General features: G+C 38.9%; 10 protein-coding genes. 3 read left to right on the top strand and 7 right to left on the bottom strand.

Annotation, left to right across the window (positions count from 1 at the left end; genetic code table 11):
• Positions 1 to 82: 82 nt before the first annotated feature.
• The 5 genes from CHRYMOREF3P_RS02485 to CHRYMOREF3P_RS02465 all read right to left on the bottom strand — a co-directional run bounded on the left by CHRYMOREF3P_RS02485 (position 83) and on the right by CHRYMOREF3P_RS02465 (position 5,737).
• On the bottom strand, positions 83 to 1,348 hold the full coding sequence (locus tag CHRYMOREF3P_RS02485) for an NAD(P)/FAD-dependent oxidoreductase (RefSeq protein WP_180563774.1): 1,266 nt from the start codon (positions 1,346 to 1,348) through the stop codon (positions 83 to 85).
• An 8-nt stretch (positions 1,349 to 1,356) separates the two neighbouring features.
• Positions 1,357 to 2,355 carry a 4-hydroxyproline epimerase gene (locus tag CHRYMOREF3P_RS02480; RefSeq protein WP_077417301.1) on the bottom strand — a complete coding sequence of 333 codons (999 nt, stop codon included), beginning with the start codon at positions 2,353 to 2,355 and terminating at the stop codon, positions 1,357 to 1,359.
• Entirely contained in the window at positions 2,352 to 3,842 is a 1,491-nt protein-coding gene (locus CHRYMOREF3P_RS02475) for an aldehyde dehydrogenase (NADP(+)) (protein WP_180563773.1), read from the bottom strand. The genes CHRYMOREF3P_RS02480 and CHRYMOREF3P_RS02475 overlap by 4 nt, the downstream gene beginning before the upstream one ends.
• Before the next feature lie 16 nt (positions 3,843 to 3,858).
• Positions 3,859 to 4,764 carry a dihydrodipicolinate synthase family protein gene (locus CHRYMOREF3P_RS02470; RefSeq protein ID WP_180563772.1) on the bottom strand — a complete coding sequence of 302 codons (906 nt, stop codon included), beginning with the start codon at positions 4,762 to 4,764 and terminating at the stop codon, positions 3,859 to 3,861.
• Between the two features lie 91 nt (positions 4,765 to 4,855).
• Positions 4,856 to 5,737, bottom strand: coding sequence for a helix-turn-helix domain-containing protein (locus tag CHRYMOREF3P_RS02465; protein ID WP_077417307.1), 882 nt, complete (start codon positions 5,735 to 5,737; stop codon positions 4,856 to 4,858).
• A 175-nt stretch (positions 5,738 to 5,912) separates the two neighbouring features.
• On the opposite strand from CHRYMOREF3P_RS02465, the gene CHRYMOREF3P_RS02460 reads away from it, so the two are divergent.
• Together CHRYMOREF3P_RS02460 and CHRYMOREF3P_RS02455 are read left to right on the top strand one after the other, a co-directional pair.
• Positions 5,913 to 7,301 carry an aminopeptidase P family protein gene (locus CHRYMOREF3P_RS02460; protein ID WP_180563771.1) on the top strand — a complete coding sequence of 463 codons (1,389 nt, stop codon included), beginning with the start codon at positions 5,913 to 5,915 and terminating at the stop codon, positions 7,299 to 7,301.
• Positions 7,302 to 7,320: 19 nt separating this feature from the next.
• Complete coding sequence (locus CHRYMOREF3P_RS02455) at positions 7,321 to 9,492, top strand: S9 family peptidase (protein ID WP_180563770.1); 2,172 nt, start codon at positions 7,321 to 7,323, stop codon at positions 9,490 to 9,492.
• A 72-nt stretch (positions 9,493 to 9,564) separates the two neighbouring features.
• Here CHRYMOREF3P_RS02455 and CHRYMOREF3P_RS02450 read toward each other — a convergent pair whose 3' ends face one another.
• Both CHRYMOREF3P_RS02450 and CHRYMOREF3P_RS02445 read right to left on the bottom strand, forming a co-directional pair.
• On the bottom strand, positions 9,565 to 10,128 hold the full coding sequence (locus tag CHRYMOREF3P_RS02450; protein ID WP_077417313.1) for an outer membrane beta-barrel protein: 564 nt from the start codon (positions 10,126 to 10,128) through the stop codon (positions 9,565 to 9,567).
• Between the two features lie 141 nt (positions 10,129 to 10,269).
• Entirely contained in the window at positions 10,270 to 10,695 is a 426-nt protein-coding gene (locus tag CHRYMOREF3P_RS02445) for a hypothetical protein (protein ID WP_139348537.1), read from the bottom strand.
• 130 nt (positions 10,696 to 10,825) lie between these two features.
• Between CHRYMOREF3P_RS02445 and CHRYMOREF3P_RS02440 the strand changes: the two genes are divergently transcribed.
• Positions 10,826 to 11,431 (top strand): DNA-3-methyladenine glycosylase, encoded by a 606-nt coding sequence (locus tag CHRYMOREF3P_RS02440; RefSeq protein ID WP_077417318.1) that lies wholly within the window; start codon positions 10,826 to 10,828, stop codon positions 11,429 to 11,431.
• The last annotated feature ends 46 nt before the right edge of the window (positions 11,432 to 11,477 follow it).

The following is an 11,477-nucleotide window of genomic DNA, read 5'->3' as shown; positions in this document are numbered from 1 at the left end:
AAATTTTGGATTTGTTTGTTAATAAATTATTTGAATAATCAAATTGTTTTGGGCTTAATTTTGTGTGTTATGTGATGTTTTTTTAACTAAATCTTTCAGGGTTGAATATATTGATGTCAACAGTTGGCTTTTGGCCATTGGCAAGTTCTGAAACTGTTTTTCCAAAAATGGGTCCTAAACTTAATCCCATCATACCGCCGCCGCCTGCAATAATCAGGTTTTTCAACTGGGAAGACTGTCCCAGATAAGGCAGCCCATCCGGTGCACAGGGTCTGTAGCCAAACCATATTTCAGATTCCTTTTTATAATGCATTTGAAAGTCAGGCAAATATTGAGGAATAGACCGGACGATACCTTCTACTCTTTTCATATTAATTTTATCATGATGGGAAGCCAGCTCCATCGTTCCACCGAAACGGATCTGCCCATTCATAGGGGTGACAGCCACTCTTGCTTCCAGTAGTAAGGCAGCATGGTTCAGGGTGTTGACCGGATTTTCTGGGGTATGCATGAATGAATATCCTTTGCCGGGCATTAATTGAATTTTGATTCCTGCCTTCTGAGCCAGTTCAGGGAGAAATGAACCTCCTGTCATGACGAAACAGTCTGCTGTAAACTTTTTATCATTGGCAATTACGGTTTTAATCATCCTTTCTGAAGTTTCAAATCCGGTTACTTTGTGATGGGTATAAAAAACGACACCATTATTTTTAAGATAAGAGATCATTTGTTTCATCAGTTTCATTGGATTCATATGACCATCACATTTGTAATTAATCCCTCCTATAACGTCCACCCGGATATTAGGCTCAAGTTCCTGAATTCCTTTTTGATCCAGAATGTCAACAGTTAATCCCAGATTGATTGCTTTATGGGCAAGTTCTGTTTCTTCTTCTCTTACTTTTTCGGTTTTGTAGAGCATCAGAATCCCATTCTGATTAAGTTCAAAATCAAATTCATCCTTTGCTGCAATCTCGTTATAGAGAGTGCTGCTCGCCAGATTAAGGTCTCTGATCGCTGATGCCGAACGGTCTACATGCTTCTGATTGGAGTGTTTTAAGAACTTGACTCCCCAGGAAAACAGATCAGCATTAAATGAAGGCTTTACATAAAACGGGCTTTTGCTATCAAACATCCATCGGATTCCTTGGGCAACAACACCCGGTGCTGCTAACGGAGTAAAGTGGCTGGGTACAATCATTCCTGCATTGCCATAAGAACAATTGTTGGAAAGATCATTCTGCTCCAGGATTTCTACACTCCAGCCTTTCTGTAAAAGATAATAGGCGGAGCTTAAACCTGCTATTCCTGCACCAATAATGAGTGCTTTTCCTTTATTTTGTGTCATATGTTTGTTTACATAACCTGAAATCCCTGCCAATAAGGATCTTCATCATCAATAATAATATGGTTATAGCCGGTAATTCTTGCCCAGCCTTCTACTGACGGAATAATTGCTGATTTTCCATCAACAGTATCCGTTCCTTCAATTCTGCCGATGAATTGGGATCCGATATAGCTTTCATGGATAAACTCTTCCCCCTCTTTTAATTTACCTTTAGCATACCATTGAGCCATTCTTGCAGAAGTACCTGTTCCGCATGGTGAACGGTCCAGGGCATTCTCTCCCACTAAAACAGCATTTCGTCCGCTTGCTTCAGGATCTTTGGGATTGCCTGTCCATTGAATATGGCTTAATCCTGTAATGTGTTCATTCTCAGGATGAATAAATGGGTATTTTTCATTGAGTAATTTTCTGATGATCTTTCCATAATGAATAAGCTGGCTGGCTGTAAAATCAGAAATATCTCTGAAATTTTCCTGTGGATCTATAATCGCATAGAAGTTTCCGCCATAAGCTACATCTGCTTTTATTACTCCAAGATCCGGACATTCAACTTCCAGATTTTCAGCATACAGAAAAGATTTTACGTTGGTCAGTTTTACAGACGTTACTTTTTTGCCTTCCTGTACATAATCAATGAGAATAAGTCCTGCAGGTGTTTCAAGGCGCAGTTTTCCGGGAATTTTAGGAAAAATCAGACCTTCTTCTATGGCAATGGTTACGGTCCCGATTGTTCCGTGCCCGCACATGGGAAGACATCCGCTGGTTTCAATATATAAAACTCCGATATCATTTTCTTCGTCAATAGGCGGATACAAAATACTCCCACTCATCATATCATGACCTCGAGGTTCAAACATGAGCCCTTTCCGGATCCAGTCGTACTCTTTCATAAAGTGAAGCCTGCGCTCCATCATGGAATTTCCTTTTAAAATGGGGCCACCTCCTGCAACAAGACGTACAGGGCAGCCGCAGGTGTGCGAATCTATACAAAAAAATGTTCTGTTCATGTTGTCTGTAATTTTAATGATCCTGAATTGACTTCTCCGTTTACTATTCTGTTGATCTGCAATGGATTTTCATTCTTCAGCTCTTCCGGCAAAAATTCATCCGGCCAGTTTTGGAAAGAAATAGGACGGATAAACCTCTTGACAGCATCCGGGCCTACAGAGGTAAAACGGGAATCAGTAGTGGAAGGAAAAGGACCTCCATGCTGCATGGCATAAACAACTTCTACTCCTGTAGGCATTCCGTTGAATAGTAATCTTCCGCATTTATCCTTCAGAAGATTGATCAGCGTAAGGTTATTCCGGGCATCTTCATCGGTAGCTGCTAGGGTAATTGTTAACTGTCCTTTCAGTTGTTGAGCAATTTCCATCATTTCTTCCCGGGTTTCACAAGTTACAATGATCCCAAAGGGTCCGAAAACCTCTTCACCCAGCACAGGATTTTTTATAAAGTTTTGGGCACTGGTTTCTATCATCATAGCACGTCCCTGCCATTCATCAATTTCTGTATCTGCTGTTGCAATAATATGTACTTCCGGCTGTTCTGCTGCAATGGTTTTATGTTTTTCAAAACTTTCATAGATCCCTTTGTGAAGCATATTTGCGGGAATCGTTTCCTGAATTCCGTTTTTCAGGGTATTGATAAAACGGTCCAGAGCTTCTCCTTTAAGAGCAATACATACTCCCGGGTTGGTGCAGAATTGTCCTGCTCCTAATGTTAAGGAGGAAAGATATTCTTTAGCGAAAGCTTCTGCTCTGTTTTCAAGCAAATCCGGCAGGGCAAATACAGGATTAATGCTTCCCATTTCTGCAAAAACCGGAATGGGATCTTTACGGTGGTTAGCTATGTCAAACAAAGCTTTTCCTCCGGTAAATGAGCCGGTAAACGCAACGGCTCTGATCTCCTGATGCTGGACCAAATAAGCCCCAATATCATAGGATGTTCCGGTAATATGGCTGAAGATTCCCTCAGGCCATCCAAATTCTTTTACAGCAGCTGTTATGGCATCAGCCATTAGTTGAGAGGTATTAGGGTGTGCCGGATGCGCTTTTACAATAACAGGACAGCCTGCTCCAATGGCACTCGCCGTATCACCGCCCGCTGTAGAAAAAGCAAACGGAAAATTACTTGCCCCGAAAACAACCACAGGTCCTATGCCTACATTGTATTTTCTGAGGTCTCCTTTTTGCTTGTCTGGCTGGGCAAGATCAATCCGTGGTTCTGTATATATTCCTGTGGCTACAGCTTTTGCATAGCTTCTCCATTGTCCTGCGGTTCTTGCCTTTTCTCCGGTAAGTCTTGCCAAAGGAAGTGAGGTTTCAGAATGGGCCATTGTCAAAAGTTCTTCTCCCAATGTTTCAATCTTATCGGCAACTGTGTTCATGAAGGCCGCCCGTTCTTTTACAGTGGTATTCTTCAGAAACTGATAGGCATCGGCAGCCATCTGAATTCTTCTATCAATATTCTCTTTTGATGCTTCTTCAATCATAGCTTTATTTCTGAAGTTAATCTAATACCGGGCGGTTGGCTATGCCCTCTTCAATGATCTTTTTTACTGTTTCAGCTTCTTCGCCATGAAGTTCCAGGCGTGGTGCTCTTACATAAGGACTGCTGATCCCTTCCGCTGTAGCAGCCAGTTTGATGTACTGAATAAGTTTAGGATGAATATCCAGTTCCAATAATGGCATAAACCATCTGTAGATTGCTATGGCTTTGTCATATTTACCTGTTTTAACGGAGTTATACATTGCCATAGTTTCATTAGGAAAAGCATCTACAAGACCTGCCACAAGGCCGTCTGCACCAAGCATGAGGGTTTCCAGACAAATGGTATCTACCCCACCAAGAATTTTTATTCTTTTTCCAAAACGGTTAATCATTCTGGTTACATTGGCAAGATCTCTTGTAGATTCTTTAACAGCTTGAATAGTTGGACATTCAATAAGCTCCTCAAACATTTCAAGGGTGACGTATATTCCGTAATCTACAGGATTGTTATAAATGAGGATAGGAAGATCTGTAGCAGTAGCTACTGCTTTAAAATATTCTACCACTTCACGGCTGTCTGCTTTATACCGCATAGGAGGAAGCAGCATAAGCCCGTCAGCACCTGATTCTTTAGCTTTTTGAGCAAAGTATATGGCATTTTTGGTCGTATTTTCAGAAAGGTTAAGAATAACGGGGATTCTTCCCTGAGTGATCTTTTTTGCGTATTTCAGCAGTTCGAATTTTTCTTCAGTTTCCAAAGCACTGGCTTCACCTAATGTTCCTGCAAGGATAATTCCATGAACGCCTGCTTTAATCTGGGCTTCTGTATTGAGAGTAAACATTTCAAAGTCGATCTCACCTTCTTTGGTAAAAGGAGTTAATACAGCAGGATAAATACCTTCCCAGTTTAGTTTTGTACTCATATCAAATAATATTTATCCAAAACTAGCGGAATTTCAAAACGGTAAATGTTAATATTTTAATAGATACTCACCGTATTTTAACAGGTTGTTTTTATTGCTCTATGGTAGCCTCTTTGTAATGCTTTAGGTATTCTTTAGGTGAATATTTCATAATGGACTTAAAAACGCGGTTAAAATTGGTAAGACTGTTGAATCCGCTATTAAAAGCAACCGAAGAAATACTGTACATATTGCTGGATGTCAATAGTCTGCATGCTCGCTGTACACGGAGCTCATTAAGGTATTCAATATAAGTGATTCGGGTTCGTTTTTTAAAGGATCTGCAGAATGCCTGCGGGGTCATACAGGCTTCCCGGGCAATACTGTCAAGGGTAAGTTTCGTTTGGGCAAAGTTCTTCTTAATAAAGGTCTGGGCATCTATAATTCTTTGATCATAGTCTGAAATGTGATTAGGAAGATTTTTTTCCGAAGATAAAGGAATATGCAGATGTCTGTTTTGCATAAGATGGTTCAAAATGCGGATGAAATCTATGATCTGTTCTACTCCTTCTGTTTTTTGTAATGCTGCAATGTTTTCCCCAATATTTATTTTTAGTTTAGGAGCAACCTGAAAACCGACTTCTGAATGGGCAATAAAACTTTTAAGTTCCCCAAATTCCGGCAAGTCGAAAAATGCGGCGATCTTTTTATAAGGATCAAAAAATATAGAGATAGAATGAACTTTTTGCTTTTCATCTTTATCAAAATTACCCCTGAAGACATGCGACTGATTGGCGCCCAGATAGAAAATGTCACCAGCCTCAAAATTGAAGAGGTTCTGTTCTATGGCCAATGTTCCGTGTCCTTTAAGAATCCACATGATCTGGGTTTCCGTATGGCGATGGAAATAAGGATAAAAATTGGGCATTATATCTTCCTGAATGCGGATACTTTTGTTGGTGTCGGCAGGGACTGAAAACTGAAGACTCTTCATAGAATCAATATTTTATGGGCTATCGGTTAAAATATGACCGAATTTAAGCAAAATATGAACACTGAATGTCAAATTAAAATCCAAACTTTACATTATTCTTTATTTTCATGAATAAAGAGCGGTCAATAGTACAAAATCGTAACTTTAAAACTTTAAATTAAAAAGTATTCATAATATGTTTTCAACACAAACCTATCAAGATAGAAGAAAAGTATTACAAAGTAATGTAGCCAACGGAATTTTATTGTTTTTGGGAAATATAGAGAACCCTGTGAATTTTGAACACAATCCTTATTATTTCCGCCAGGACAGTACCTATTTATATTATTTCGGAATCCAGGAACCCCGTATTGCGGCCATTATTGATATTGATGAGAATAAGACCATTGTTTTCGGAGATGAATTAAGTATAGATGACATCGTATGGATGGGCAGACAGGAAACACTGAAAGAGAAAAGTCTGAAATCCGGAGTACAGGAAACCATGCCATATACAGAGCTTGCTCAATATATTCTGAAAGCACAGACTTCCGGCAGAAAGGTACATTATCTTCCTCCATATCAGTCTTCCAATAAAATTTTGCTTGGCGATCTGCTTGGAATTAAAATAGCAGCATTACAGCCTTCTGCAGAGATGATTAAAGCCATTGTGAAGCAGCGTTCTATAAAAGAGCCTCAGGAAATAGTGCAGATAGAACAGGCAGTGAATGTATCCAATGAAATGCATTTGCTGGCAATGCAGATTGCAAAACCAGGCATTAAAGAATATGAAATTGCGAATGCCATTCAATATCTTGCTGCCAATAAAGAATGTCAGATGTCTTATCCTCCGATCGTAACCATCAACGGAGGAATTCTGCATAACCACTACCGTCTCAATACCTTGAAAGAGGGAGATCTTTTCCTTAATGATTCCGGAGCGGAAACTGCAATGGGATATGCGGGAGACCTTACCAGAACATTTCCTGCGGGCAAAACCTTTACCACTAAGCAAAAGGAAATGTATGAAGTGGTTCTGAATGCTTTTAACAATGCCCAGCAGCTTCTTAAACCGGGAGTAAGATTCAAAGATATTCATCTGAAAGCCTCACAATACCTGGTAGAAGGTCTTATAGATCTCGGACTGATGAAAGGAAACCCTGAAGAAGCGGTAAAAAACCATGCCCATACTCTGTTTTTTCAATGCGGATTGGGGCATATGATGGGACTTGATGTGCATGATATGGAAGATCTTGGAGAGCAGTATATCGGCTATACCGAAGAAGAACCCAAAGATACCAATACATTCGGTCTTAAATCTTTACGCTTAGGAAAAGCCCTTGAATCCGGATTTGTAGTAACAGTTGAACCCGGTATTTATATGATCCCGGAACTGATTGATATCTGGCAGGCTGAAAATAAAAATGCAGATTTTATTAATTATGATACAGTGAATGAATACCGAAACTTCGGAGGAATCCGTGTGGAAGATGATTTCCTGATCACGGATGACGGATACAGACTTCTTGGGAACGGGCTGATCAAAACAGTTGAAGAAATTGAAAATTACAGAGCTGAACATTGAGCTTAATCAAATACTATCTATGAAGAACATAAAAAAACTAACGGCTATTGCATTGTACTTCCTGTGTCTGTCACCATTGGCTGCACAAAAGACACAGTGGACTCCGGATGGCAATGCTTACTATTCATTTACTAAAAAAGGGGTTGAAATTGTTGATGTACTGCATCCCGGAAAAGACCAAACTCTTTTAGACAGCAATGCACTGATTCCTGCGGGAAGTTCTGAAGCGTTGCAGGTACAAAGTTTTCAGGTATCTCCGGACGACAAAAGTTTATTACTCTTTGCCAATACCCGGAAAGTATGGAGAGACAATACCCGTGGAGATTACTGGATTTTCGATAAAAACACTAAAAAACTTACCCAGCTTGGGAAAGGCCTGCCATCTTCATCACTGATGTTTGCAAAATATTCTCCGGATGGAAAAAAAGTAGCGTATGTGTCTAAGCATAATATTTATGTTGAAGATCTTTCAAACAATCAGATGACCAAGATCACTACCGATGGAACAGACGGAATGATCAACGGGACTTTCGACTGGGTCTATGAAGAGGAGTTTGGAACTCAGGATGGTTTCCGATGGTCACCGGACGGTAACAAAATTGCCTACTGGAAACTGGATGCAAGAGGTACAAAAAACTTCCTGATGATCAACAATACAGACAGTCTGTATTCATTTACAGTTCCTGTAGAGTATCCGAAAGTGGGCGAAAATCCTTCAGGATGCAGCATCTGGTTCTATGATCTTGCCTCTAAATCTTCAAAGAAAACAGATATTGCAGGGGATGAAATACAAAACTATATTCCGAGAATGGAATGGGTACTGGATTCTAAATCCATTATTCTCCAGCAATTGAACAGAAAGCAGAATCAAAGTAAAATTATTGTAGCAGATGCCAGTTCCGGCAGCAGTAAGGCTATTTATACGGAAACAGATGCTGCATGGATTGATATCAAATCCCGCTGGAATGATAATGACCCAAGTGGCTGGGACTGGATTGAAAATGGAAAAGAATTCCTTTGGCTTTCTGAAAAAGACGGATGGAGACATATTTATAAAATAGATATGAGCGGTAAGGAAACATTGATTACAAAAGATGCTTTCGATGTAATAAAACCTGAGTTTTTCGATGTTCAGAACAAACAAATCTACTTTTCAGCTTCACCCAATAATGCGACGCAGAAATACCTGTATAAAGTAAGTATGAAAGGAGGAAAAGCACAAAAAGTAACTCCTGAAGCTTATAAAGGTTCTAATAAATATACAATATCACCCAATGGGAAGATTGCTCTCTTTACGAATAACAGTGTCAATGCAATTTCAATGGGTTCAGTAATTTCACTTCCGGAACATAAAGAACTGGTTGCTGCCAAAAGAACAGCAAAAGCAGACCCTGCAAGGTCTAAAGCAGAATTTTTCCAGATTGCAACACAGGATGGAGTTACATTGGACGGATGGGTAGTAAAACCTAAAAATTTTGATCCTAATAAAAAATATCCGATTGTTTTTATGGTTTATGGAGAACCGGCAACACAAACGGTAACAGACAGTTTCTATACAGGATGGAATGATTTATATGTTGGTGATATGGCTGAAGATGGTTATCTGTATGTTTCTCTTGAAAACCGCGGAACACCTGCTCCAAGAGGCCGTGAATGGAGAAAATCGGTGTACCGTAAAATAGGACAGCTTAATATCCGTGATCAGGCAATGGGAGCCAAAGCTTTATTTGCAAAATGGCCTTATGCAGATACCTCAAGGGTTGCCGTATGGGGATGGAGCGGCGGAGGTTCTTCTACCCTGAACCTTTTGGGACAATATCCTGATATTTACCAGACAGGGATTGCTATTGCTCCGGTGGCTAATCAGCTGTTCTATGATAATATATACCAGGAAAGGTATATGGGGCTTCCAAAGGAGAACAGAGAAGATTTTGTCAATGGATCTCCACTGGCTTATGCTAAAAATCTAAAAGGAAATCTTTTACTGGTTCACGGAACAGGTGATGATAATGTACACTATCAGAATACAGAAGTATACATCAACGAACTGGTAAAATACAACAAACAGTTTCAGCTGATGTCTTACCCTAACCGAACACACTCTATTGATGAAGGAGAAGGGACATCACTGCACCTTGCTACAATGTTTACTAAATTTTTAAAAGAACATTGTCCTCCGGGAGGAAAATAGAAAAGAAAAAACCAGATATCAGATTATCTGGTTTTTCTTTTAAATAGGGGTAATGAATATTGATCCTGCTTATTATAAACTGTAAGCCAGCCCTATATTTCCTATTCCTTTATATCCAAAACCTACTTCAGCATTTACTCCCAGTCTGCCTCCTAATCTGATTCCGAGTCCTGTAAGCTGATAATTAAAATGTGAGACATTTTGTAAAGGATTCCTACTCTTTTCCAATGTTAATCCTAATCCTATTCCGGAATACATGCGAAACTTTGGCTTGGATATATAGTTGTAGTTACTTTTTACGGCAAAAGTATAATTGTGTGATTTTTCTGATGATTTATCGGAATATTCTCTCGTTACCTGTTGATATGCGAGGTCTGTCCCAATAATCCATTTATCCTTTATTGCATAGTTATATTCAACGACAAAAGCTCCGGAATTTTCTGTCTCATAGGGGCCATAACCAAATGTAAACACACTGCTGAAAGCATTAATAAAATCTGTGGTGGTTCCAAGTCCATAGGCAATTTTTATCTCTGAGCTTCCCTTACTTTGGGCTTTAATCACGTTACTGCCAACAATTAATAATAACAAGCAAGTAGTTTTACATAAAGCTGCAGATAATTTTTTCTTTTCCATTTTGCAAAATTAAAGCTAATAATGCAGCAGTAAAGCTTTAATGCATTAGAATACAATTAGAACTCACTTAAAATATGGTTAAAGATATCACCTCTTTTGAAAGGTTATAGATAATGTTGGATTTCCATTTTTATATAAGTTTTATTTTCTTTTAAATACAATAGTCCAGGTTATATAAAAGGGCTCTCCTTTGTACTTGTCTGTCTCTTTCATTACAATTTTCATGGTTGTTTTGTCTAATTGAATGATTTCAAATTTTCTTTCAGAGTTGCTTCCATCAAATAAAGATAACGTCTTATAATCAGGACCGAATGAATATGAAAAGTAAAGCTGTCCACTATCCATAATAGAACCGTCAGCATTAAACTGCATGATATCTTTGCTGCTAAATTTAGAATTATTTATTACAGTACGTTTTCCGTTAGTTTCAATCCCTTCAGCATAGGAAAGTACAGGATGCCATTTTCCGACAATCATTTTTTGATACGATTGCTGATAAGGAATATTGAATGCCAATGCTGTCAGACAAAAAGTAATCATAAACAGCGTCAAATTAAAAGATTTCATTATAATTTTGCTTTTGGATTGAATGAATATCAATAACTCATATTCAAATGTAGTGACAATCTGTTTATCTCTATGAAAATTGTTTTTATATCCTTACTTTTAACCTGTTAAATTCATAAAAACCATTCATTTGAAACTGCCACTCTCCTATTATTCCAACCAGGATGTCCTTTTTCTCGCTCAGGATCTTCTGGGAAAAGTTCTTTTTACAGATATAAATGGTGAAGTAACAGCCGGAATTATTGTAGAAACAGAAGCCTATTTCGGAGTACTGGATAAAGCTTCCCATGCTTATGGAGGCCGACGGACAGACCGCACTGAAACGTTGTACAGTCACGGTGGTGTTTCCTATGTTTATTTATGCTACGGAATTCATCATCTGTTCAATATTGTGACCTCTGTAAAAGACGAGCCTCATGCTGTACTAATCAGAGCTGTTGAGCCGCTGGTAGGAAAAGACATCATGGAACTCAGACGGAATATGCCTGCCGATAAAGCGGCTATTTCTTCCGGCCCCGGATCTGCAGCCAAAGCTTTAGGTATTGATAAATCTTTTAATAAAAAAGACCTGGATGGAAATGAAATATGGATTGAAAATCACGGAATTCAATATTCCTCTGATAATATTATAAAAGCTCCCCGTATAGGTGTTGCATATGCACAGGAAGATGCATTTTTACCCTGGCGGTTTTTTATAAAAGGCAATAAATATGTAAGCAAACCGAATAAAGCATAAGAGTTGATCTATTAAAACTTTAGTTATACCAGCAAAAGAAATCCCG

This window comes from Chryseobacterium sp. JV274 (assembly GCF_903969135.1).
Lineage (GTDB): Bacteria > Bacteroidota > Bacteroidia > Flavobacteriales > Weeksellaceae > Chryseobacterium.
This window is presented reverse-complemented; position numbering and strand designations above follow the sequence as displayed.

Bases quoted from the DNA above. Each gene is read 5' to 3' on its own strand.
- CHRYMOREF3P_RS02475 (WP_180563773.1), bottom strand. From the start codon at position 3,842: ATGATTGAAGAAGCATCAAAAGAGAATATTGATAGAAGAATTCAGATG.
- CHRYMOREF3P_RS02460 (WP_180563771.1), top strand. From the start codon at position 5,913: ATGTTTTCAACACAAACCTATCAAGATAGAAGAAAAGTATTACAAAGT.
- CHRYMOREF3P_RS02450 (WP_077417313.1), bottom strand. From the start codon at position 10,128: ATGGAAAAGAAAAAATTATCTGCAGCTTTATGTAAAACTACTTGCTTG.
- CHRYMOREF3P_RS02465 (WP_077417307.1), bottom strand. From the start codon at position 5,737: ATGAAGAGTCTTCAGTTTTCAGTCCCTGCCGACACCAACAAAAGTATC.
- CHRYMOREF3P_RS02485 (WP_180563774.1), bottom strand. From the start codon at position 1,348: ATGACACAAAATAAAGGAAAAGCACTCATTATTGGTGCAGGAATAGCA.
- CHRYMOREF3P_RS02455 (WP_180563770.1), top strand. From the start codon at position 7,321: ATGAAGAACATAAAAAAACTAACGGCTATTGCATTGTACTTCCTGTGT.
- CHRYMOREF3P_RS02480 (WP_077417301.1), bottom strand. From the start codon at position 2,355: ATGAACAGAACATTTTTTTGTATAGATTCGCACACCTGCGGCTGCCCT.
- CHRYMOREF3P_RS02445 (WP_139348537.1), bottom strand. From the start codon at position 10,695: ATGAAATCTTTTAATTTGACGCTGTTTATGATTACTTTTTGTCTGACA.
- CHRYMOREF3P_RS02470 (WP_180563772.1), bottom strand. From the start codon at position 4,764: ATGAGTACAAAACTAAACTGGGAAGGTATTTATCCTGCTGTATTAACT.